The organism is Streptococcus sp. 27098_8_74, assembly GCF_041431705.1.
In the GTDB taxonomy this organism is placed as follows: domain Bacteria; phylum Bacillota; class Bacilli; order Lactobacillales; family Streptococcaceae; genus Streptococcus; species Streptococcus salivarius_E.
The window spans coordinates 85,398-109,713 of record NZ_JAPVYF010000003.1 but is presented as its reverse complement, the minus strand read 5'-3'; the positions used below and the strand labels follow the sequence as shown (position 1 = coordinate 109,713).

Annotated in this window: 23 protein-coding genes and 3 pseudogenes; 3 read left to right on the top strand and 23 right to left on the bottom strand. The window is 41.1% G+C overall.

Features of this window, described 5'->3' with window-relative positions:
• Positions 1-263 precede the first annotated feature (263 nt).
• From O3670_RS02035 to O3670_RS02020, 4 genes are all read right to left on the bottom strand, one after another.
• Complete coding sequence (locus O3670_RS02035; protein ID WP_183137201.1) at positions 264-1,544, bottom strand: DUF308 domain-containing protein; 1,281 nt, start codon at positions 1,542-1,544, stop codon at positions 264-266.
• Between the two features lie 87 nt (positions 1,545-1,631).
• Positions 1,632-2,669: a zinc-binding dehydrogenase gene (locus tag O3670_RS02030; RefSeq protein WP_155164450.1), complete on the bottom strand. Its 1,038-nt coding sequence runs from the start codon at positions 2,667-2,669 to the stop codon at positions 1,632-1,634.
• A gap of 95 nt (positions 2,670-2,764) precedes the next feature.
• Positions 2,765-3,859, bottom strand: coding sequence for a ferrochelatase (hemH, locus tag O3670_RS02025; protein WP_155212060.1), 1,095 nt, complete (start codon positions 3,857-3,859; stop codon positions 2,765-2,767).
• 112 nt (positions 3,860-3,971) lie between these two features.
• Positions 3,972-4,874, bottom strand: a complete 903-nt coding sequence (locus O3670_RS02020) for a cation diffusion facilitator family transporter (protein ID WP_155222368.1) — start codon at positions 4,872-4,874, stop codon at positions 3,972-3,974.
• 132 nt (positions 4,875-5,006) lie between these two features.
• Between O3670_RS02020 and O3670_RS02015 the strand changes: the two genes are divergently transcribed.
• Together O3670_RS02015 and O3670_RS02010 are read left to right on the top strand one after the other, a co-directional pair.
• The gene (locus tag O3670_RS02015; protein WP_155222369.1) at positions 5,007-5,546 is read left to right on the top strand and encodes a TetR/AcrR family transcriptional regulator; all 540 of its coding nucleotides are present in this window, start codon (positions 5,007-5,009) and stop codon (positions 5,544-5,546) included.
• A gap of 15 nt (positions 5,547-5,561) precedes the next feature.
• Positions 5,562-6,032, top strand: coding sequence for an HXXEE domain-containing protein (locus O3670_RS02010; RefSeq protein WP_049527176.1), 471 nt, complete (start codon positions 5,562-5,564; stop codon positions 6,030-6,032).
• A gap of 578 nt (positions 6,033-6,610) precedes the next feature.
• Here the strand turns inward: O3670_RS02010 and pnuC are convergent.
• Positions 6,611-6,934: pseudogene (gene pnuC / locus O3670_RS02005) on the bottom strand (nicotinamide riboside transporter PnuC); the annotation flags it as partial.
• 39 nt (positions 6,935-6,973) lie between these two features.
• Between pnuC and O3670_RS02000 the strand changes: the two are divergent.
• The gene (locus tag O3670_RS02000) at positions 6,974-7,600 is read left to right on the top strand and encodes an IS6 family transposase (protein ID WP_049554290.1); all 627 of its coding nucleotides are present in this window, start codon (positions 6,974-6,976) and stop codon (positions 7,598-7,600) included.
• 155 nt (positions 7,601-7,755) lie between these two features.
• Here the strand turns inward: O3670_RS02000 and O3670_RS01995 are convergent, their stop codons facing one another.
• The 18 genes and pseudogenes from O3670_RS01995 to ndk all read right to left on the bottom strand — a co-directional run bounded on the left by O3670_RS01995 (position 7,756) and on the right by ndk (position 24,204).
• Complete coding sequence (locus tag O3670_RS01995; protein ID WP_049527185.1) at positions 7,756-8,556, bottom strand: energy-coupling factor ABC transporter ATP-binding protein; 801 nt, start codon at positions 8,554-8,556, stop codon at positions 7,756-7,758.
• Positions 8,543-9,379, bottom strand: coding sequence for an ABC transporter ATP-binding protein (locus O3670_RS01990; protein WP_155222370.1), 837 nt, complete (start codon positions 9,377-9,379; stop codon positions 8,543-8,545). Before O3670_RS01990 ends, O3670_RS01995 begins: the two co-directional genes overlap by 14 nt.
• The gene (locus O3670_RS01985) at positions 9,355-10,146 is read right to left on the bottom strand and encodes an energy-coupling factor transporter transmembrane component T (protein ID WP_173014509.1); all 792 of its coding nucleotides are present in this window, start codon (positions 10,144-10,146) and stop codon (positions 9,355-9,357) included. The genes O3670_RS01990 and O3670_RS01985 overlap by 25 nt, the downstream gene beginning before the upstream one ends.
• Positions 10,146-10,748, bottom strand: a complete 603-nt coding sequence (locus O3670_RS01980) for an ECF transporter S component (RefSeq protein ID WP_155222371.1) — start codon at positions 10,746-10,748, stop codon at positions 10,146-10,148. The genes O3670_RS01985 and O3670_RS01980 overlap by 1 nt, the downstream gene beginning before the upstream one ends.
• A gap of 318 nt (positions 10,749-11,066) precedes the next feature.
• A pseudogene (locus tag O3670_RS01975) lies at positions 11,067-11,868 on the bottom strand (PhzF family protein).
• A 111-nt stretch (positions 11,869-11,979) separates the two neighbouring features.
• The gene (locus tag O3670_RS01970) at positions 11,980-13,500 is read right to left on the bottom strand and encodes an ABC transporter permease/substrate-binding protein (RefSeq protein ID WP_371595743.1); all 1,521 of its coding nucleotides are present in this window, start codon (positions 13,498-13,500) and stop codon (positions 11,980-11,982) included.
• The gene (locus tag O3670_RS01965) at positions 13,493-14,221 is read right to left on the bottom strand and encodes an ABC transporter ATP-binding protein (protein WP_201061671.1); all 729 of its coding nucleotides are present in this window, start codon (positions 14,219-14,221) and stop codon (positions 13,493-13,495) included. Before O3670_RS01965 ends, O3670_RS01970 begins: the two co-directional genes overlap by 8 nt.
• Before the next feature lies 1 nt (position 14,222).
• Positions 14,223-15,179 (bottom strand): zinc-binding dehydrogenase, encoded by a 957-nt coding sequence (locus O3670_RS01960; RefSeq protein ID WP_201061673.1) that lies wholly within the window; start codon positions 15,177-15,179, stop codon positions 14,223-14,225.
• Positions 15,180-15,197: 18 nt separating this feature from the next.
• On the bottom strand, positions 15,198-15,647 hold the full coding sequence (locus O3670_RS01955) for a MarR family winged helix-turn-helix transcriptional regulator (RefSeq protein WP_175062914.1): 450 nt from the start codon (positions 15,645-15,647) through the stop codon (positions 15,198-15,200).
• Between the two features lie 160 nt (positions 15,648-15,807).
• The gene (budA, locus tag O3670_RS01950) at positions 15,808-16,527 is read right to left on the bottom strand and encodes an acetolactate decarboxylase (RefSeq protein WP_002891043.1); all 720 of its coding nucleotides are present in this window, start codon (positions 16,525-16,527) and stop codon (positions 15,808-15,810) included.
• Positions 16,528-16,542: 15 nt separating this feature from the next.
• A complete protein-coding gene (gene alsS, locus O3670_RS01945; RefSeq protein WP_021146813.1) occupies positions 16,543-18,219 on the bottom strand; it encodes an acetolactate synthase AlsS in 1,677 nt (558 codons plus the stop codon).
• A 213-nt stretch (positions 18,220-18,432) separates the two neighbouring features.
• Positions 18,433-18,773 (bottom strand): annotated as a pseudogene (locus O3670_RS01940) (hypothetical protein).
• Positions 18,774-18,870: 97 nt separating this feature from the next.
• On the bottom strand, positions 18,871-20,250 hold the full coding sequence (locus tag O3670_RS01935; RefSeq protein ID WP_371595742.1) for a hypothetical protein: 1,380 nt from the start codon (positions 20,248-20,250) through the stop codon (positions 18,871-18,873).
• A gap of 47 nt (positions 20,251-20,297) precedes the next feature.
• On the bottom strand, positions 20,298-22,130 hold the full coding sequence (gene lepA / locus O3670_RS01930) for a translation elongation factor 4 (RefSeq protein ID WP_003092624.1): 1,833 nt from the start codon (positions 22,128-22,130) through the stop codon (positions 20,298-20,300).
• A gap of 121 nt (positions 22,131-22,251) precedes the next feature.
• Complete coding sequence (locus O3670_RS01925; RefSeq protein ID WP_186821187.1) at positions 22,252-22,416, bottom strand: hypothetical protein; 165 nt, start codon at positions 22,414-22,416, stop codon at positions 22,252-22,254.
• A gap of 101 nt (positions 22,417-22,517) precedes the next feature.
• Complete coding sequence (locus tag O3670_RS01920) at positions 22,518-23,282, bottom strand: (S)-acetoin forming diacetyl reductase (RefSeq protein ID WP_002883902.1); 765 nt, start codon at positions 23,280-23,282, stop codon at positions 22,518-22,520.
• A gap of 213 nt (positions 23,283-23,495) precedes the next feature.
• A complete protein-coding gene (locus tag O3670_RS01915; RefSeq protein WP_371595741.1) occupies positions 23,496-23,789 on the bottom strand; it encodes a rhodanese-like domain-containing protein in 294 nt (97 codons plus the stop codon).
• Between the two features lies 1 nt (position 23,790).
• Positions 23,791-24,204: a nucleoside-diphosphate kinase gene (gene ndk / locus O3670_RS01910; protein ID WP_197016865.1), complete on the bottom strand. Its 414-nt coding sequence runs from the start codon at positions 24,202-24,204 to the stop codon at positions 23,791-23,793.
• Positions 24,205-24,316: the final 112 nt, after the last annotated feature.

The following is a 24,316-nucleotide window of genomic DNA, read 5'->3' as shown; positions in this document are numbered from 1 at the left end:
TTTTATGGTGATGTACGATTTTTGTGTAAAACATTCTACAGTACAATGAGAATATTTTGGAAAATTTGAACTCAACAAGTCTGATTTTGTGTTCGAAAGGTGGCTATTGTTTTTTAATGTATAGAGTAACAGTCATTATGCACCATACTCAATCACAATTGTATCAAGGTATTGAGAGATTTTAAAAGATTTTCTTTTTTTTTACAAGAAATCTTGTGCAGAAAAGGCAGATTTCTCAAAATTTAGAATCTGTCTTTCTTTTCTTAATATACTGTTCGTGTATGGACCCGCCCGTTTGGAGCTTCAAATTCGTATTCTAAGTAATCCTGATAGGTCCCTGGTGCAATCACTCCACGCACATCTAATACAGCCGTTCCCGCCTGTCCCACAATGGAATCTGCTAACAGGCAGCAATTCGTAGACAGAACAAAGTAAGATTTAAAACGCGAAGAAGTAAATTTATATAGCTCAGCCCCTAAATCATATTTCAATTTGTAAGCGTAGGTCGGCTGACCGTCTTCCAGTAACCTACTAGGTGGATCCCAAGGTTCTAACAACTGATCAATTTCAGCTAGACGCTTCTCTACTGCCTGATTCTCTTCTTCGGTAAGGGATAGGCTGTAGCCAAACAGCGTCTTTTGACTCTCTTTTTTACATAGTTCGATGTATGGTTCCTTATCCACTTTAAACAGTACGCCATCCCCAATCGTCCCAAATAGACGCTCTGAAAAGGGATCGTAACTTCCGTAAGAAATGACCTTCCCCTGATAACAAATATCTACATGCCCAATCGCTCCAAATAAGTTGCTGTCAGAAGTATGAACCAAAATTTCTAATTCCCTTGCCTCTTCTTCTTTTTTCACCAATCGATAAGGGCCTGTGTGTCCCGCCGAGCTCCCTTTTTGAAGAAACTGGTTAAACCGTTTTAACTCCTTAGCAGGGATAAAGGCTGCAAAGATAACCGGTAGGCTAATACGAAAGCGACGTTTTAACTCTTGGCCTTGTTGGTCTTTGTCAAATAAAATACCATCTCGAATATTAGAAATCCCCAACAAGACCAGATAAGCCCCCAAGAGGATAAATTGGAAGTGCCCATCTGAACCAGGTTCCAAGACAGTTGCTAGACCAATCCCACCGTTTAAAAGCGCATCCCATAAATAGAACCAGCCTCCTTTTACCCGATTGGCCTTATAAAGCCAAAATGTGATCCCATAGACAATGGCACTCCCCAACTGATATGCCCCTAAACAAATCACAACTAAGTTTACGGGCAGACTACTCAGTCGATTCAACCAGATCAACGCAAGTGAAAGAAAAATAAACCAAATAGAGTGGCTATAGGAAATAGACTTGCGACGCAACATAAAGCGCAGAAGAAAGCTTCCTAGTCCATCGACTAAAAAATAAACAGCTAATAGATCCAAGGAAAACTTGGTGAAGCCAACACCGTTTCGAAAAATGAGAATTCCAAAAATGACAGCAAGAAACCCAAACAATAAGGTCCGCCTTCTTGCAACTTCTTCAACAGATAATTTTTTCACCATGGCACCCTCCTTCATAGATCAAAGGCCTTAGACAAATACTATTTTATCAAGTATAACAGCAGAAATCATCTACTAGAATTTTTCTCATTAGTCAATCACAATCATAGATTTAATAGACTTGCGTTCATCCATATCTTTATAGGCCTGATTAATATCTTCCAATTTATAACTTGTCGTAAAAACTCGGCCTGGATTGATATCTCCGTCAAGCACTGCTTTTAACAAAACTTGTTTATCATAGGTTGTGACCGAGGCTGGTCCCCCACCAATCGTTGTATTTTGTACAAAGGTTGATCCAATGGCACGGTTTTCATAGTGTGGAACACCAACAAATCCCATGCGACCACCATTGTGAAGGACTCCAAGAGCTTGGTCCACCGCTGCTTCAGTACCGACACATTCGAGAGCTGCATCTGCTCCACCACCAAGGATTTCACGAACCTTGGCAATGCCTTTTTCGCCACGTTCAGCAACAACTGCTGTAGCACCTGACTCCAAAGCCATTTGTTGGCGGTCTTCGTGACGACTCATAAGGACAATTTGTGAAGCACCCCGCATCTTAGCTGCGATGACAGCACATTGACCAACAGCCCCATCTCCAATAACGACCACCTTATCACCTTTTTGCACATTAGCTACACGCGCCGCATGGTAACCCGTCGGCATAACATCTGCTAGCGTCAAAAGTGACTTGAGCATGCCTTCACTATAATCTGAAGGTTGCCCAGGAATTTTGACAAGTGCCCAATTGGCAAAGTGGAATCGAATATACTCAGCCTGAACGCCACCAGACCAGTTATTACCTGGGTGGTTGTCACAAGAGCCGTCAAAACCAGCACGACAGGCATCACACTGTCCACAACCGTGTGTGAAAGGGGCAATGACAAAGTCACCAGCTTTCACCGTAGTAACATCATCACCAACTTCTTCAACAATTCCGATAGCCTCATGACCGCTATTTCTGTGTCCTTCTTCCATTTCCGGATTGCGGTAACTCCAAAGGTCCGATCCACAAACGCAAGTACGGACAATGCGGATAATGGCATCATCTGCTGCCTCGATTTGTGGGCGATCAATTTCTGCCAGACCAACCTGCCCAGCTTTGGTATAAACTGTTGATTTCATTTAATAACCTCTATTCTTTCGTTTCTGATAGTATACACTTTTTAACAAGAAATCGCTCACATCAAACACTCCCTATTACGGTCATATTTAGTTACTTAATCATATTTTTTCCCATACTTCTTTTCAAGCATTTTCTTAACTAGATATGGCATCTTGACATTCTCTCGACCTTTTTTAGCAATCAATTTTTTGACGAAATCAGGCATCTGAATATCTTCTTCCTCTTCTAAAATCTGTCCTGTGTTTGAAGGGGCTTCCAACTCATCAAAAGTCTCTAGTAGAGGTTGATAGTAACGATAGTCACCGTCTATATGAGACTGAATGGTTGAAAGAAGGGCTTTAATCAAACGAGAATCGCTATTTGGCATAGGAGGACGGTGATAGGCCACACCAAGCTCATGACAAAGCTCCTTACACTCCACATCATTATCAAAAAGAACCTCAATATGCTCACTAATAAAACCTATCGGGACAAATATATAGTGGTCAGGGTGTTCCTTCTCATCACGAAGGTATTCTAAGACATCAGGCTTAATCCAAGGAATACCAATATCACTTTCACTCTGCCATGTATTGGTATACTGGTCTTCTTCAAGGCCTAAAATTTCCACAATCAAGCGAGTATTGTCATAAATCTGATCGATATAAGGATCGCCAAAATCAAGTGCCAAAACTGGGACACTATGAGCTGAAAAAATCACCTTATAGCTGTCATCTTCAATTTGATCTAAAATATTTCGAATCTCATCAGCCCAATAGTGAAGAAGTGAAGGTTCTTGGTACCAATCCTTGATAATTTGGAACCTAATCTGCTCACTTTCTAAAAATTTCTCATATCCCATGACAGAATAGTAAGAATAATGAGGCTCTAAAATCAAGCACAAACACTCTTCAATTCCGTCATTCTCCATCTCTTTAATCGCATCAATGATGAAAGGTCGGGAAAATTTATTTGCAAAGTAAACCGACACTTGTTCTCCAAGAGCGGAAGCAACCAAGTCAACTTCTTTTTTTGTTATCCTTTGGAGCGGCGTTCCACCGATTCGTAGGTAATGGTCATATAAGGTCTGAATTTCATGTGGTTCGGGACGAACTCCACGTCGTATATTTGTGAAAAATTCTGCTACTCCTTCATAGGTAATCTCTTCTGGGGACCCAAAAGTCATCATCAATACAGCTCTTTTACTCATAATTACTCCTTGTTCCACGTTAGTTCTATTTTATCATGAAAAGGCTTACTTTAGTTAACTTAGTATCAAAAAAACTCCTAGAGACAAACTCTAAGAGTTTAAATAACGTTTCTTAATGATGATGACCATTTCCTTGATTTTGACCCACTTCCAACTCCTCAATATTACGTTTATGGGCTCGGTGGGTGGCTAGGTCTTCATCTACCTCAATGGTGACGTTTTGAAAGCCACAATCTTTAAGCAAGGTGCGAATCGCTTCTTTACATACCTCCATGTGGTTGACATGCTCCAGACAAACATGGACAATGGCGTTTTTTTCCAGACCATCCATGGTCCAAAGATTAAGCTGATTGATACTAGCCACATAGTCCAACTTCTCCAAATTACTCTTAACCTGCTGGATATCCACTCCTTCTGGCACAGCGTCTAGAAAAATTCTGAGCGTGCTCCAAAAACGTGGAATGGCTTTTGACAGAATAAAGAAGGAAATAGCAAGGGATAAGAGAGGATCCAGGATATACCAGTCGGTAAATCGAAGAACAATGGCCATTAGGATGACAGCCAACCAACCCAAGGTATCTTCTAGAAAATGCAGGCTGAGAATAGATTCATTCTTGGTTTGCCCTTTGCGAATGACGAGACTTGCCAATACATTAATACTGACGGCAATAATTCCAAGCCAGAGAATCCCCTCATCATTGACAGGTTGTGGATGGAAAAGCTTGGATATATTTTCCAAAATCACAAGAACAGATCCTGTCATGAGAATCACAGCTGTTACCATGGCCCCTAAAAGACTAAAGCGCTTGTAGCCCAAGGTATAGTTGCTGTCTTCTTCACGATTGGAAATACTCTCCAGAAAGGCGGAGATCCCAATAGCGATCGCATCCCCCAAGTCATGGACCGAATCCGCAAGGACAGCGCTGGATCCAAAAATCCCTCCTGCAATAAACTCAACAATGGCATAGCCTAAATTCAAGAAAAAAACTAGCCAGACCGCATGTTTTGTCTTCATAATCCTATTTCCTTTGTTATAATAGATTCATGAACATCATGTTCATTATCATTATCTAACATTCACAACAGAAAGGATAGGGGCAAACCGTTTAGGGTGTACGTTACTGAACAGTTTGTTCTAAGTGTCCATATGACTGCTCAGGATCGTCGTATTACTAAGACTCGAAAAGCCATCTATAATGCTTTTTTACAACTACTCAATCAAAAAGACTACGAGGCCATCACGGTTCAGGAAATCATAGACCTTGCTGATGTGGGGCGATCGACCTTTTACAGCCATTACGAGAGTAAGGAGTTACTACTGGATGAACTCTGTCAAAAGCTCTTTCACCATCTCTTTGAGCGTGCTGAACACCTCTCACCACAAGACTATCTGGCCCATATCTTTCAGCATTTCAAGAAAAATCAAGACCATGTGACCAGTCTCTTGCTCTCTAAAAATGATTATTTCATCCGGCAACTACGAAAAGAACTAGAGCATGACGTCTATCCAATGGTAGCTGACGAACTGATTAAGGCCCATCCAACTCTCCCTCACTCCTACCTCAAACACCTGGTCGTCAGCCATTTCATCGAAACTCTCAGCTGGTGGTTGAAGAAAGGTAAAAATTATAGCGAACAAGAAGTGATCCAGTTTTATTTGGAGATTTTAAAAGTGGGTTCCAACTAGAAAGGCGTGTCTTCAATGTCCATCGTGCAATTTTATTTTCTTTTTCCAGCCCTATTCATGCTTCACGAACTTGAAGAAATCGTTTGGATGCCATCCTTTATCAAAAAAATATCACCCCAGTATCCAAACAATCAAATCCTTTCTTATTACACACCTTTTGCTTTCAATACCATTGTCTTGGAGCAATTTCTGATCCTAATGACGTCGCTATATCTTAGTTACCAGTTTAACAACTATAGCATTTACGCAAGCACCATAATCGCTTATATCTACCATGTCTTAGGACATCTGATTCAGACAATCGTTATTCGAAAATATGTGCCTGGATTGTTGACGGGAATTCTAACGAGTTTGTTTACTCTATGCAATATCAAAAATGAATTTCCAATTATACTTTATGGTTACTCTCTATTTACCTTATTGGTTATCGTTTTAAATCTTGTAGTATCATTTATGATTCTTAATAAAATCAGTCATAAAAAATAGCATTCAGGCAATCATATTTAAGAAAGGAAACATCTATGTCGCTTTATCTCATCTTTAGCATCATCACAGTCTTCTTAGCCCTTGATTTTGTCCTGATTCATCTTGCTGCAGCTGTATCAGCTATTCTAAAAGGCAAAAAAGTTTAGGAACTGGATTTATCATAATTGGTGCCATTCTTGGTATCTTAGCCCTTCTCCATGTTATGGTTAATCGTACCTTAGCATTTTATATATGGCTATTTGCTAGCTCGACAATTTGCGGGGGCGCCCTCCTGAATGGTCAAAATAACAAAAATTTCAACAAATCACACCACCAAATTCGTTTTGTGATTGACTTGATTATTACTTTTTTGCTATATGTTTGGCTCTATCTATTCCAATAACATGTAATTCTCATTTCTATAATACAATACAAAAAGGCCTAGAGTACCAATCTAGGTCTTTTTAAGGATTTAGGTAAACGTACATTACTATCTTTATTCTAAATGTGATAAGCATCGTCACTAGCTTCTACATAAGAGAAATAAACTCAAAAAGAGGACCCTACTGGATCCTCTTATTAATTGATAAACATAAGTACTAAGCTTTCTTAGCTGCCTTACTCCATTGGTACCAACCAACGAGACTGTTGATAAGGTAAATGAAACCAAAGGTTAACCACCAAAGTATACTAATTGATAGGTACTTGGTCCATCCAACCGTATCCAATTTACGAGCAACAAATTCCTGCTGTTCTTTTTTGAATTGGGCTTGATAAATCCAAACCAAGAGACCAATCGGCTGCATGATGGTGAAATAGAGAGTTGTCAAAACCTCACCGTAGAAGCCTTTTTGAAGGGCAAGCACAAGATAAATGACGGAATTGATCAAACCAAAGAGATAGTTACTGGCACGACCTTCAGCTTCTCAAAGAGCAGAAAAAAGGTTAGTAAGGCTTGAGAGATGAATCATTTTAAAGGCAAACAATTCCAACAAGACGTCATCATTGTCGCTGTTGGTTATTACCTACGTTACAATCTGAGCTATCGTGAAGTTCAGGAATTGCTTTATGACCGTGGAATAAATGTTTGTCACACTACGATTTATCGGTGGGTTCAAGAATACAGTATAATCCTCTATCATCTCTGGAAAAAGAAAAATAAACAGTCCTTCTATTCGTGGAAAATGGATGAAACCTATATCAAAATTAAGGGGCGTTGGCATTATCTCTATCGAGCGATTGATGCGGACGGTTTAACATTGGATATCTGGTTACAAAAGAAACGAGATACTCAGGCGGCGTATGCTTTCTTAAAGCGACTCCATAAACAATTTGGACAACCTAGAGTCATCGTAACAGATAAAGCACCCCCTATAGGATCTGCATTTAGAAAGTTACAGAGAAACGGATTATACACCAAAACAGAAAATCGAACTGTGAAGTATCTGAACAATTTAATAGAACAAGATCATAGGCCAATTAAGCGACGGAATAAATTTTATCGAAGTCTCCGGACTGCCTCATCCACGATTAAGGGGATGGAGACCATTCGAGGAATATATAAAAAGAACCGAAGAAATGGTATATGATTATGACCATGAAACAAAGTAAAATCAAACCGAGTGATCTGAGGAAGCACCCGATGATCATGAAACGTTATTAAACACAAAAGTCACCCATGTGAGTTCTTGCCAGAAGCTGAAGTTAATCCTTCAACCTGGAAAACCCGCAGAGGTGACTTTTTCTATACATCTCGATTTTTCTGGCAATAATCATTAACCGATAAATATGTCTGTGAATCACCCAGCGACTCCGCTATGTCCATAATCCGCGGTGGTAGTAATCCCACTCGCTGGACAAGTTCGTGATCGCTGAACAATTCCCGTGGACTGCCGGCGAAGCCAAACTTCCCGTGTTCCATAACATACACCGACTCAAACTCGGCGGCGACCCAATCCATGTCATGGGTGATGGTCACAACTTGGTGGCCCGAATCAGCCAACTGATGGAAAATTGCGGTCAACTTGCGCCGGCTTTCCCAATCAAGCGACATCATCGGCTCATCAAATAAATAAATCGCCGGATCCACTGCCAAAACTGTGGCAACGCTCAACAGCTTGCGTTCCGACAATGACAGGTCATATGGACTTTCAGCTGTTTTATCATCCAAGCCAACTCTTTTTAGAGCAGCTAAAGCCCGCCTCGTAATCGTGTCGTGGTCATCCATGACCTGCGCGACACTCCACTCCACCTCTCGTTGAACGGTCGGGTTGAAAAGCTGATCGTCAGGATTCTGAAAAGTAATCCCAACCTTCAGTAACTTTTCGACTGGTTTAAGATCATTAAAATTTTCTCCATCGATCTTAATCACACCGGTTTGTGGTGTCAGCAAGCCCGTCAACAATTTGAAGAGCGTTGATTTGCCGGCACCATTTTGGCCGACAATCGCCACCATCGGATCGGCGAAGTGTTTGTCTTCAACATCCAAGCTAAAGGACCGTTCCGGATAAGTGAACGTCAGGTGGTTCAGTTCAATTGTGGGCATAAAAAACCTCCTTCAGTTCAGCGTCATTCACCGGATACCGGCCATCAGCCAAGTGCCAATCCATTTTTTGAGCAAGTTGCTGGATTGTCGGGGCTGGAATCTGCCAGTCAGCTGCCAAATGATTAAACACCTCACCCGGCCTGCCCTGGGCTACCATTTGACCCTCGTGCAGCACCCACACAACGTCGGCGACTTCGCACAAATCGTCAATTTCACTGGTGACAATGAAGACAGTCGTCTCTTTGACTTGGGCCAGCCATTGGAAAAATTGTCGGCGGCCAAGGGGATCCATCTGACTGGTCGGATCATCCATAATCAAAACAGCCGGGTTAGCCACAATCGCCGTGGCAATTGCCAACCGCTGGCTCTGACCACCGGAAAGGCTCTCGGGACGCAAATTCAGCTGTTCAATCAGCCCCATTTGCATGGCAACTTCTTCAACCCGTTTTTGAATCAGTCCTTCAGCCATTCCCTGATTAATCAAGTCAAAGGCAATTTCATCGGCAACCGTGTCTGCCAACCCGCTTAGTTGGCCAGCTGGATTTTGCAGTACAACTCCATTCATGGCATTATAAACGGGCCATTTGTCGGACACTCGCTGGCCAAAAATGTGCCAGTCGCCCTCAATCTCAGCAGACACAATTTTGGGAATGACCCCTGCCAGCACACGGCACAAAGTCGATTTGCCGGAGTGGCTATTCCCGATAATCCCAACCACCTGGCCGGTATGAACCTCCGCGTTAATCTGACGCAGTTGTGGTTGCTCAGTACCCGGATAACGGGTAGTCAAATTTTCAATTACAATCCGTTTATCTTCGTCCATATCTTCCACCCAATCAATAAAATTGCCAATCCAGTCAGACCAATGTGCAGCGTCCGCGACAGGCGATACACGCGCTGGGAGGTTCTGACAGTCCGGTTGAGATTATCAAAACCTCTCAGTTGGAGAGAAATCGACCGCGCCATCGATTGATCCAAGGTCTTAATCACCAATGGAATTAGAACCGGCAGGACTGACTTTAATTTCTGAATCAACGTTTTTTGCGGATTGGTTCCGCGAACTTTTTGTGCCTGCTGGATTTTCCGCATATTTCGCATCATTTCCGGCAAAATATAACACACCGACATCAGAACGTAGACGGTTTTATAAGACAATCCGGACAGTTCCAAATAGGCCGCGTTTTCTGAAATACTCGTGGTCACCATAAAAAAGCCACTGGTCAAAATAATCACCAATACTCGACAACCCAGAGTGGTGGCGTAAATCAGGCCTTCTTTGTAGAACGACACCCCAAGCACAGAAAACAGCACAGTTTGATTCCGACTGTAAAATAACCCTTGGATGATCAGCATGGTGCAAATCAGAAACAGGCTGAATCCCAGCGCCTTAAAGATGGTAGAACTCAATTTGGAAAATAACAATAGCAGTGTTGCGACAAGAATTAATCCGGCCTGAAGCAATAAATTCATACTGGTAAAGCTCAACAACGTCATGTCCAAGATGAACAAGAGCTTAGTAATCGGATCGATCACCTGGTACCACTTGAGCTTGACCCGTGGCGCTCCAGAAATCAATGTTTGATCAGTCATCATTTATCACCGCTAAAGAAGTGCACCATCCGCTTCGGCAGCTGACGATAGATGAAGAATGCCAGGTAGGCCACGCAGACTTTATCCAAAATATCCAAGACAAACTCATCGGTAAATGAGGCCAGCCACACTGGTACATGATTGGCGACCATTACCGCAAACAATGAGTCACCCCAAGCGATACCGGTCTGACCACCCCAAAAGATGACGTTGAGTGGCGTTGAAATGACAGCTGAAACGAAGGCAATAATAATAGCAGAAACAAATATTCGTCGCGCTGACGAGAACCACCCATTGGCGTGCAAAACTCCGACAGCAATCCCAATTCCGATGCTGGTAATCGCATACACGGTTGAAATTGGCGATAAGGTCAGCCCATAAATCACGTTGTTGATGAAACCACTGATGGCACCGGCAACCGGCCCAGCCAACATGCTGGCAAGAAAGGTTCCCAAAGACCCCAGCCAAACGGGTAACTTTAACCCCTCCGCCAAGGCTTTGGCAACATAGTTAATCCCCACGGCAGCGGGAATCAAAGTCATGGTGGCAGCACTTAACTTAAATTTCCACATACTGGTACGATGAATCGGTTCTGTTTTCATAATCTTCTCCTTTTGTTTTTAAAGAGCCGTGTCAGGAATGACTTTCGGACGCAACGCTCTATAGAATAGTTATTAGAACCATATAGTCACTTTACCATACCATCCGTAGTCGACATGAGTTAATATAGTAAAATTACTATTTTTAAAAGTTCATAGTCTTATAATACGCTTATTTTCAAAATTGTCAAGTCTTTTCTGAAAATTCTTTAAAAAATGTTGTGAAATTTAAAATGCCTAGCTGAGCTAGACATCTTTCGACTGAGATTTTGTTTTCATTACTGTCACTAATACTTCTACGTTTTCGTAATCGACAGAAATTTAGTCCATGACATAAATTTCACCACGACTATAAAGGGCAGCTTTACCTGCAAGGTAAATCCTATCTCCTGCTAGACGACAAAAGAGCAGTCCACTCCTTTCAGAGGCTTGGTAGGCCCTAAATTCTGCTTGTGCCAACTTATTAGCCCACAAAGGAATGACATGACAGTGTCCTGATCCACAGACTGGATCTTCCTTAATTGATAATTTTGGAGCGAAACTTCGTGTGACTGTATCGTATTTTTCTCCTCTAGCAGTAATATTCAGGAGGAGCCCATCTAAAGCTTTTACTTTATCAAAATCTGGATTTGCATTAATGACATCATTTTCATGAGGTAAGACACAGACTAGATCTCTTCCAAGCCATGCTTCAAGCGGATGGACACCGATTGCTTCTTCCATCTCACTTGTGACTGCAACCTGTTGCATGGAGTATGCTGGAAAATTCAGCTCATAGTACTCATCTTTTTTTGGTAACTAAAAGTTCCCCACTCTGTGTTGCAAAAGTTAAACTTTCAACATCCTTTTCAATAAATCGAAAGAGAACAAAGGCTGTTGCCAAGGTAGCATGACCACACAAATCGATTTCCCCACCGGGAGTAAACCAACGTAATTCATAGTGGTCACCATTTTTAACCGTAAAAGCTGTCTCTGAAAGATTATTTTCTTTAGCAATATTCTGTAAAGTATCATCTGACAACCATTTATCTAGAAGACAAACAGCCGCCGGGTTCCATTTGAAAACAGAATCTGTAAAAGCATCGACGATAAATTGTGAAATCGTATATTGACTAATTGGCATGAAGGGCTCCTTAATTTGTTATCTTTATTATATCTGAAAATAGGATAGAAAACAGACAAATAGTAACTAGAAAAGTTAATTGAAAAAGTTACTTTTTGTGCAAATTTTTCATTATTTCTTGATAACACCTTCTTTTACCAAGAAATCATGTGCGACTTGGGCAGCCGGTTTACCTTCTACTCCCACTTGGTAGTTCATCTGGCTCATTTGCTCTGCTGTGATTTTACCAGCTAACTTGTTTAGAATGCCTTCCAATTCTGGATGTTTCTTAAGAAGAGCTTCTTTCATGAGGGGAGCTCCTTGATAAGGTGGGAAGAGTTGTTTGTCATCCTCTAGGGTCACAAGGTCATAGCGAGCAAGCTCGGCATCCGTTGAGTAGGCATCTGTTATCTGGATTTCACCAGACTGGATCGCCTGGTAGCGAAGGGCTGGCTCCATGGTGGAGACTTGTAGATTAAGACCATAGACTTTCTGCAAGCCCTTGTTCCCATCCTCTCGATCATTAAACTCTAGCGTAAATCCCGCCTTGAGTTGTCCTTCCACCTTTTTCAAATCTGAAATGGTCTTAAGTCCATACTCTTTGGCAATTTTCTTAGGCACCGCGACAGCATAGGTATTCTGATAAGCCATGGGTTTGAGCAAGGCCAGGTTGTCTTGTTTCTTGATCCCATCTCGAGCCGCTTGATAGACTGCTTCTGGATCATGGTCGACTTGCGGCGCCGGCTTGAGGAGACTTTCGGTCACGGTCCCTGTAAACTCTGGATAGATCTCAATATCCCCTTTTTTCAGAGCTTCATAGAGGAAAGTGGTCTTGCCAAAATTTGGTTTAACAGTCACTGCCATGTCCGTGTTTTCTTCGATCAAAATCTTGTACATATTGGCTAGAATTTCCGGTTCAGGACCCAACTTCCCAGCGATGACCAGATTTTCTTTTTCAGGTTTAGGAAGAAGACTTGGCGTATAAGATACTCCCAATCCGATAACCATTACCGCAAAAGCTACAAAGATGGTCCGCAATTTGGCCTTTTCCATCCATTTGAGAAGAAGGTTAAAGGCGATGGCTAAGAAGGCTGAAGACAGGGCACCGATCAAAATCAGACTGGCATTATTGCGGTCAATCCCCAGAAGGATAAAGGAACCGAGTCCCCCAGCTCCAATCAAAGCAGCTAGAGTAGCCGTCCCGATAATCATCACAGCTGCTGTCCGAATCCCAGACATGATGACGGGCATGGCCAAGGGAATCTCAAACTTCTTCAAGCGCTCCCACTTGGTCATCCCAAAGGCGATTCCCGCTTCTTCAAGGCTTGGGTCAATCCCTTGTAAACCGGTGATGGTATTTTGAAGGATGGGGAAAATAGCATAGATGACGAGAGCTGTCAAGGCCGGAAGTGTTCCAATTCCCATGATGGGAATGAAGAGCCCCAAAAGGGCCATGGAAGGAATGGTCTGGAAGATCCCAGCTACCTGTAAAACCCAGTTGCTGGCTCTCTTACGTGTACTTAAATAAATAGCCAGAGGGACCGCTAGAAAAATAGCAAGGAGCAAGGTCAGTAACGACAGTTGCAAGTGTTGGCCAAGGGCTGTGAGCCAGTCTCCAAAACGCTCTTGAAAGGTTGTAAGTAGTTTAGACATGGTGAGCACCTCCAAACAAATCTGCCACAAAGTCGTTGGCTGGTTGGGCTAGAATGGTATCAGAATCCGCCACCTGCACAATCTCTCCTTCTTGCAACACTGCAATCCGGTCCCCTAATTTTAAGGCTTCGTCTGTGTCATGGGTCACGAAAATAGTCGTCATACCAAATTCTTTGTGCAAGCCTTTGGTGAGAGCCTGTAGCTGTTTGCGAGAAATGGCATCCAAGGCTGAAAAGGGCTCGTCCATCAATAGAATCTTTGGTTCTCCAATGATGGCACGCACAATTCCAATCCGTTGTTGCTCCCCACCAGATAACTCACTTGGCTTGCGATTTGCATACTCTGCAGCAGGCAGACCTACCTTGTCCAAGAGTTCTTCTGTTTTAGAGGCTATTTGGCTTTTAGTCCACCCTTTCATCTCTGGAATTAAAGCAATATTCTCAGCGACAGTTAGATTTGGAAAGAGAGCAATGGCCTGCAAAACATAACCAGTAGAAAGACGTAACTCTCGCTCATCATAGTCCTTGATGCGTTTTCCGTCCATATAAATATTGCCATCTGTCGGCTCCAAAAGACGATTGATCATCTTGAGCATGGTGGTTTTTCCAGATCCTGAAGGTCCCACAAGGACCATAAATTCTCCATCTTCAATACGGAGATTGACATCTTTTAAAATATCTGTATCCGTGTAGCGCAGGACTACATTTTTATATTCAATCATATTATTCCTCAATTTTCACAATTACTTTCCCGAAGGACTGGCTACTTTCAAGATAGGTGTGCGCTTCTTGTATCTCTTCTAGCCTATAAACCTTCTCAGGCCGGACATCCACTTGATACAATTCCACAAAATCGATCAACTCTTGGAGCTTTTCATTTGAAACATTCCCCGAATAAAAGGTCGTTAAATAAACATTCTTCGACAATTCAACAATTGGATCAAAATCAGCCAAGGTCCACTGGCCACCTAATTGACCACAAGAGCAGATAATTCCTCCTTCACTTAAGTGATGGATACTATCTTTGATATGGCGAGGTCCCACTAGATCTAGAATTTTTGTGAAAGACTCCTCACTTTGCAAGACGCCATCCTTCTCCAAAATCACCTGATCAAATCCGACCGCCTTCAATTGGTCTTCCTTAGCTAAATTTCGGCTAGTTCCTACCAAGTGAATCTCAGGAAATTTTCCTTTAAGCAGTCTAGCAAAGGCAATTCCTACACCACTAGTTGCCCCGCGAACTAACACGCAATCTTTCTCCTCAATTTTGAGATTAAGAAAAGAGCCAAAAGCTGTGTAATAGGTCTCAGGAAGGGCAATCAAGCTTTCCAAATCAAGTTCTGTCTTGATTGGATAAATTTGCTCATTTGGGAGAAGTGTATACTCTGCATAACCTCCATCAAAAGCTCGCCCCATCTCCCCCATAATAGAAATGATTTGCTGTCCAAACTTCAAATCCGGTCGTGTCGTTTCTTCCACAAGACCGACACATTCAATCCCCAAAACTCGTGGAAATTGAACTGACGTCGATAGCCCCTGACGGGTAAAAATTTCACTGTGATTGATACCAAATCCTTGAATTTTCACCAAGGTCCAACCGGCCTTCAAAATTGGTTTTTGTCGTTCGACAACTTCTAATACCTCTGGTCCACCTGGACTGCTCACAACAACTGCTTTCATAAGGTACTCCCTATTTTTTTAAAGTTCTTTCTCTTTAGCTTTTAGATTTGAGATTATACGCTCTTGATACTCCTCAAATTCTTGGATTTCGTTATCCGAAAAGCCTTGGTAGAATATCTCTCCCAGTTCCTGACTAACGCGATCTCCAATTTCTTTTTGCGCCCAACCTAATTCCGTCAAGACTACAAACTTCTTGCGCTTGTCCTGGTCACTCTGTTCAATCTTAACCAAGCCTTGCTCGACCAATTTCTTTATCATGCTGGTCAATGTGTTATTAGCTAGTCCCGTCGCTAAAGCAATATCAGTTGCAGTTGCCCTGCCTTGCTCTTTTTGCCATAAGACTGTTAAAATTTTCCCTTGTTCACTTCTGTATTGAGCATCTGGTTCCTTGCTCAAGAGTTTTTGAAAGATACGCCCGTTCAACAAACGTATCTGTAAAGCTTGGTAGCCCCCTTGCATCTTGTCCATTTTGTCTCCTTTTTATTTCTATATCGAAATATCACAGTCATTGTATCACTGTTCGTTACATCCGTCAACTACTTCGATATATAAGTACCTTAAAAAACAAAAAAACTTCCCTAATCATCTAGGAAAGTTCTTTCTATGATTTTTGATGTCTTAAAAAATTTTATTCAGCCTTAGTAATATCTTCACGCATCTCATCGACATTGAATTTAGCAAAAAGATACTGACGGTCTTGAACTGGGAAACGTTGATCGAGTTGGTCAACTGGTCCAACTTCGATAATACCATTTTCAATAACAAAGTCCATAACGTGACCACCGAATGTCAAGTCGTCTGAAATAAAATGAAGGTGATAACCAGCAACACTCACACCGTGAAACATTTCTGGCGTCCAAATACCAACGATGGTACCTGAAATATCATCTACCTCGTACTCAGGTTGGCGAGTGGCAACATCAGCAAACTTAATATCCGCATTTGATTTAGGAATCATGCGGACATGCATGTGTTTAAAATGACCCTTAATTTTGATAGAACGGAAGAGATTAACCCCATCATAGTAAGATTCAATACGATCCTCAAGTTCTTTATCAGTCATTTCATAACGTTGACGGAAGATAACTTCAGCTTGGTGAGGTACGACTGCTGCATAGGGAACTTTTTCATCTGGAGAAACTTCTACCACTTCGACTTTACCTTCAGAGCCTTTAGCTTGATAGGCTTTACCATCAAGAACAATCAACTCCCCATCAATAGAATCTAATGTTCCAAGACCCAAGTCTCCATGCTCCAACAATTCACCAACTGTTAAAGTACCTCCATAAAGCCCAGCCATCAAGGCTCCCAAAGTATTATATTGAAATAATTTTATGGCTTCAGACATGTCTACACCCTCTTTTTAGTAAAATTCATCTGGCAAAATAGTTTCGCCGAGTTTAATATTATCTTTATAGTCGATTGGAACATCAATAAGGACTGGTCCATCTACAGCTTGAGCCAAGGCTTCTTGGAGCAAGCTAGAAAACTCCTCTTTACTTGTTGCACGATAACCTTTCGCTCCAAAGCTCTCAGCATATTTTACAAAATCTACAGGACCAAAGTCAACCCCTGAAGAGCGACCATACTTCATTTCTTCCTGGAATTCCACCATATTGTAATGGCCATCGTTCCAGATAATATGAACAATTGGCAATTTCAATCGAACTGCTGTCTCCAATTCTTGTGCTGAGAAGAGGAAACCACCGTCACCAGAAACAGAAATGACTTTTGTCTTAGGACGAACCAAAGCTGCAGAGATGGCCCACGGAAGAGCAACCCCCAAAGTTTGCATCCCATTTGAGAAAAGCAAATGACGTGGTTCATAAGATTTGAAATAACGAGCCATCCAGATATAGTGACTACCAACGTCAACGGTAACTGTCATATCATCATCCGTTTGTTCTTGTAAAACTTCAATTAAATCGAGTGGATGGACGGTACCTTCTTCAGGCTGACGGTCAAATTTAACATCTTCGACGACTGTATTTTTTAACCCTTTTAGATATTCAACTGATCCTTCAGGTAATTTGTAGCCTTGAATAGCTGGCAAGAGTAAGTCTAAGGTTGCTTCTACATTGCCAATCAATTCACGTTCTGGCTGGAAGTAAGTATCCACCTCAGCAGGTTCAACATCAATTACGATAATACGTGCTGAAATTTCAGCATTCCAGTTACGTGCTTCATACTCAATTGGGTCATAACCAATGGCAATAATCAAGTCCGACTTCTTAAGCAACATGTCCCCCGGTTGGTTACGGAAAAGACCTACACGACCAAAGAAAGTATCCTCTTCAAGGTCACGTGACACGATACCAGCACCTTGGAAAGTTTCAACAACTGGTAATTTAACATGTTTCAAAATCTGGCGAATAGAGTAAGTTACAGCTTCTGATGAAGCACCGTTCCCTAAAAGTAAGACCGGCAATACAGCATTTTTTATCGCCTGTGCGAGATAGTTAATATCAGAAACAGATGCTGAACCAAGTTTTGGATCTGTCATAGGCTTGATAGCCTTAACACTGACCGGAGCATCGGTCACGTCTTGAGGAATTGAAATAAAGCTTGCACCCGGTTTCCCTGACTTAGCATGGCGATAGGCATTAGCAACCGTTTCAGAAAGGGTATTAGCATCATGTACTTCAGCAGCATACTTGGTAATCGGTTCAAGCATAGCAACGTTATTCATTGATTGATGGGCACGTTTCAAAAGATCTGCACGCTTAACCTGACCACCAATAGCAAGAACAGGATCTCCTTCATCTGTCGCTGTTACCAAACCAGTAGCCAAATTTGAGACACCTGGACCAGATGTTACCAATACTACACCGGGTTTCCCTGTGATACGTCCAACACCTTGAGCCATAAAAGCAGCATTTTGCTCATGACGGGCAACAATCAATTCAGGTCCCTTATCTTCCAAAGTATCAAAAACCCTATCGATTTTTGCACCTGGAATCCCAAAGACATAATCAACATCATGGTTGATCAAACTATCAACCACTAAATCCGCACCATACAATTGCTTTTCTTCTGACATGAACACAGTCCTTCTGGCCCTAAAATGATAGAGCCAATTTTCCTTTCAAGTATAAGTCACAAAGTGTCAAAGTCTGCTCGTTTTTTCACAAACTTTTATCACTTCACAATTCTGTTACCATTATAGCACAGTTTTCAGACAATCTTGTGAAAAAAAGATTGTGAAATTTTGAACTTCTATCACAAAAAGAAACACCTGATTACTATCAGATGTTCATGTATTTTTTACCTTAGCAAACTCTCGATTAAGATAATTTTGCAAGCCTTCAAAATCTCTATTAACTGGAGATAATTAGACAAGCTTGAGCGACCAGGGATATCTACGACATCCAAAGAAATGCGTTCCAAGTCCTTTTCATAGAGAATGCGGAAGGATACCACTGCTTGATTAGAAAAATAATTCTCCCCTGCTAAAATAAAGCACTCATAGATGATGCCAACAGGATTAGCAACCTTCAATTCAATACGAACTGCGCCTAATCCCAAGGCCTCCACTTGCTGAAAACGCTCCAGAATAGCCTGTCGCTGACTGGGGATAAAACTCATGATATCCATAGTGGCCCTCCCAAGATTCCTTTTTGTCTATTATAGCCTAAAGCTGAAAAAAATGCTTGTAATGGGTTTCTTGAAAAGACTAAAAGCCCATGAATCCTTATTTAGCTTCTTTATAATCTCTAAAGTCCGATTTTATAGTGTTATCGTAATCATGTTTATCTACCCACTCCTTAATATCAGCAAACGAATGAATTTCCTTCCTAATACCAGCACCGTCCTCTACAGAAATTACAATTGCTTGCTTTCCATTTGTCCCTAACCAATGTAAAATATCATTTGTTTGCTCTTCAGGAGAAAAATAGATTTGTGATTGTCTTTCGTACTCTCTATCTCTATAAGACTCATATTGAGCTAATTGCTTTTTATAGGCATTATATTCCCTATCGTAATCCTTTTGAACTTTTTGACGTGCTTTTTCGTAAGCCCGATAGTCTTTCTGATAGTCTTGTTGAGCCTTTTTGTTAAGAATCTCACTGAAACTTAAAGTTTTAACAGGAAAAATAGAATCAGGAAAAACATTTAATTCTGAAACTTTCTTTGGTTCACTTGGCTTATCAGGTCCTTTCCTTTTCAATGGCTCAGTTGGACCAGCTGGGAAATCTCCCTCCTTGCCTTGACGGGTCAATACTTTAAATTTCTTTATTGTATTACTATTTGTTGGTGTCTGATTTACAACTACTTGGTAAATATGCTTGACTCCAGGATTGTTATTAAATAGATTAATCTGACTCTCCTCTTTGGCAGTATCCACATTATCAATTTCTATGATAAGGTTTAGCTGAGCAGATAAATAGCTGTCCTTTGGGGCTGGTGACTTACTTAAAAGCTCATCCAAGTTTCCTTCTCTCTTTAAATATCCCCACATGGTGCTATCATTCATCTGATTACGAGCAGAACTCTTATCACCAAAATAAAGCAATTCATCCTTACTATAAGAATAATCTGGTAAATTGCTAGTTAAAAATTGGTTCGTATCCAAATTGTAAGCGAATTGCTTGTCGCTTCGAGTATTCCTCAAGAAAACATAATCATAACCATCAATCGTTCTTAAAGACACAGTCAACTCTTTGATTTCCTTAAAATCCTTGGCTTTCTTCAAATATGGAGTCAAATTAATAATTTTCTTTTTAAAATCTTTGTTAACATCATAAACTACCAAATGAGCTTGATGCAGACTACTCATGGTATCGTAATAGCGAACAAAATGATTTCTACCAATCAACTCAGTCGCTACGTTATCTTCAGAATTATAAAAAGTGGGTTCTTCCTGACTAATGGCAACATACTGATGGCGACTACCGAAAATCTCATTGTCAGTTACCTTATCCGCTTTTAGAGCAGTCTGTAATTCCTCTACAGCTTTTTCATGAAATTTATGTTTGACATAAGCATTTCCTAAAAAGAAAAGTGTGAGTAAAGTCGCAGTATAAATCCTTCCACGCTTCAAGAAGGGAAATTTTAAAATCTTCTTTATCATAACTTTTTTACAAAAATAGCCAGAACATCACATTCTGACTATTACTTTTATTTCTCATCTTCGTCCATTGAAAGAACTGACAAGAAGGCTTCTTGTGGTACTTCAACCGAACCGATGGCTTTCATACGTTTCTTACCGGCTTTTTGTTTTTCGAGAAGTTTACGTTTACGTGAAACGTCACCACCGTAACACTTAGCCAAGACGTTTTTACGAAGGGCTTTGATATCTGTACGGGCAACGATTTTTTGACCGATAGCCGCTTGGATTGGCACTTCGAATTGTTGACGTGGAATGATTTTCTTAAGCTTATCAACGATAAGTTTTCCACGCTCGTAGGCAAATTCCTTGTGAACGATGAAGCTGAGGGCATCGACCTTGTCACCATTAAGGAGAATATCCATTTTCACCAATTGTGAACGACGGTATTCTGACAATTCATAGTCAAAGCTTGCATAACCACGTGTTGATGATTTCAATTTATCAAAGAAATCAAAGACGATTTCGGCAAGTGGAATTTGATAGATAACGTTCACACGATTATCATCGATATATTCCATGGTTTCAAAATCACCACGTTTACGTTGTGCCAACTCCATAACTGCACCTACGTATTCTTGAGGAACCATGATTTGAGCTTTAACATATGGCTCTTCAATAGCATCAATACGTGTAGGATCTGGGAACTCAGAAGGGTTAGACACTTCAAGCATCTCACCGTCAGTAGTGTTAACATGGTAAACTACCGATGGTGCTGTCATAATGAGGTCGATGTTAAACTCACGTTCCAAACGTTCTTGGATAACATCCATGTGAAGAAGACCCAAGAAGCCACAACGGAAACCAAAACCAAGGGCTTGAGACGTTTCAGGCTCAAATTGAAGACTGGCATCGTTCAACTGGAGTTTTTCAAGGGCTTCACGCAAGTCGTTATATTTATTTGACTCAATTGGGTAAAGACCTGCAAACACCATTGGGTTCATTTGCTTATAGCCATGGAGCGGCTCTGCAGCAGGATTGTCTGCAAGTGTTACGGTATCACCGACACGAGTATCCGCAACAGTCTTAATTGAGGCTGCGATATAACCAACATCACCTGTCGCAAGGTAATCACGTCCAACAGCTTTAGGTGTGAAGATACCAACCTCAGTAACATCAAAAGTCTTGCCATTAGACATCATTTGAATCTTATCACCTGGTTTAACCATTCCGTTAACCACACGCACTTGGAGGATAACCCCACGGTAAGCATCGTAAACGGAGTCAAAGATAAGGGCTTGGAGAGGCGCTTCAACATCACCTTGAGGTGCAGGAACTTTCTCAACGATTTGTTCGAGAATCTCTTCGATACCAATACCGGCCTTAGCTGACGCAAGCACAGCCTCAGAAGCATCTAGTCCGATAACATCTTCAACCTCTGTACGAACACGCTCAGGATCTGCAGCTGGAAGGTCGATTTTATTGATAACTGGTAAGATTTCCAAGTCATTATCTAGTGCCAAGTAAACATTGGCAAGTGTTTGCGCTTCAATTCCTTGAGCTGCATCTACCACCAAGATAGCACCCTCACAGGCAGCAAGAGAACGTGACACCTCATAAGTAAAGTCCACGTGTCCCGGGGTGTCGATAAGGTGGAAAATGTATGTTTCACCATCTTTAGCTGTATAGTTAAGCTCAATGGCATTTAGTTTAATAGTGATTCCACGTTCACGCTCAAGGTCCATGCTATCAAGGAGTTGCGCCTGCATCTCACGACTTGACACTGTTTCAGTCTTTTCCAAAATACGGTCAGCAAGGGTTGATTTCCCATGGTCAATATGGGCAATAATAGAGAAGTTACGAATCTTCTCCTGTCGTTGTTTTAATTCTTCAATATTTGGCATTTTTATCTTTCCTAGTTCTTACTTGTGATTATAAAAAAACTAATCGTTACTTTCTATTATACAAAAAAGACAGGCGTTTGCCTATCTCTAATATCTGCTTTCTGACTTCATTTAGTCCTTCTTATTTCTTAAAAGTATCGTTGTAGTGCTTATTAATAATTGCAGAGCGCTTGTTTTCTGTTGAACTACTTGAAAATGGCCCTAAACCACAGGCTAGTACAACAACACCTAATAGAAAGAGGCAATAAAATGGATGCTCAACAATATAGTGTAAAATATCTGACATAGGAAAGCTCCTCTCAAATCATAATTAATTACGATTATATTATCAGAAATATTATGTTTTATCAAGCAAAAAAAGAGAGCCTTTCGCTCTCCCTTTCAATCTTAATGGAATTGCATACCACCATCAACGATGATAGTTTGACCTGTGATGTAGTTTGAGTCAGGTCCAGCAAGGAAGCTAACTGCTGCTGCTACGTCTTCAGGTTCAGACAAACGTTTGAGGGTAATATCTTTAGCAAAAGTTTGCATACCCCATTCATCATCTTTACCAGCATTTTTACCAACTTCGTGGGCAATGTCAAACATCATTGGAGTCTTAACGATACCTGGTGCATAAGCATTGACAGTGATGCCTGAATCAGCCAAATCACGCGCCAAAGTTTGAGTAATACCACGCACTGCAAATTTAGTACCACCATATACAGTCAAGTTAGGGTTACCAACGACACCAGCCTGAGATGTTGCATTGATGATTTTACCACCATGACCGAGTGCTTTAAATTGTGCTTGTGCAGCTTGAGCACCCCAAATAACACCACCGACATTGATGTTAAATGTACGTTGGAACTGTTCTTCAGTAATTGTATCAAGAGGTGTTGTTGGAGCCACACCGGCATTATTAACAACAACATTCAAATCGCCAAAGTGATCAACAACTTTTTGGAAAGCAGCTGCTACTTCAGCTTGTTTAGATACATCAGCTACAACTGCAAATGCTTTATCTGCTGACAATTCAGCAACCGCTTTTTCTGCAGTTTCAGCATTGTAGTCCAATACTCCGACTTTAAAACCATCTTCAACCAAACGTTTTGCAATCGCAAAACCAATACCTTGACCTGCACCTGTAACAATAGCAACTTTTGACATACGAAATCCTCCTCTACCAATTAGAGTCACTAGCTTAATAAGAAGCCTTATCTCAATTGGAATACGCTAAGTTAGTCAAGTTCTGGCAAAGTCATTTTTCATAGGCTTTGTCTTAACTCAATTAAAATTCTACCCCTTTATGAAAACGTTGTCAAGTAATTATCAAACTTTTCTGAAAACAAATAAGACCACCTTGAGGTGACCTTATTTCTATTATTCTTCAAATTCAAAACCTATTGCTTCCATATCGTCCAAGCCACCTAGATTAGTCACCTTAGTATAGCCTCTCTCTTTAAGGACCGATGCAGCAAATTCTGCACGAGGGCCCATTTTACAATAGAGGTAAATGGAAGCGTCTTTTTCAGCTGGAATGTCAGCAGAGAAAAACTGGGTATGAGGTATTAAGAGGGCATCCTTAACATGTCCTTCTGCATACTCTTCTGGACTCCTGACATCAATTAACAGTCCACCCTTGACTAGATCTGATTGAATCTGTGCTAAATCCATCCTACTCACCAAACCAAATCTTAATTTCTCGAGCCGCAGATTCTTCTGAATCAGAGCCATGAACGATATTTGGAATCATGTCACCATCTGGTGCGGTTGCAAAGTCTCCACGAATCGTTCCAGGAACAGCATCGCCTGGATTGGTTGCTCCCATCATATCACGCCATGACTTGATAACACCTGGACCAGAAATAATACCAATAACGGATGGACCACTCATCATAAATTCTGCAATGCTAGGGAAAAAAGGTTTATCAACCAATTGAGCATAATGTTCTTTAAGACGTTCTTCGTCAAGTGTCAGCATTTCCATTCGTTCAATAATGAAGCCACGACGCTCAATACGATCAATCACTTGTCCCATCAAGTGTCGTTTTACAGCATCTGGTTTAATAATAAAAAATGTTTTTTGCATGTTCCCAACCTTCATTGTTTTCTTTTCATTTTACCATAGGAAGTATCATTTTGCAGACCAAAACTTTATATAGTCTTAAACTATACCCACAGAAAGAAATTAACTATTTTTC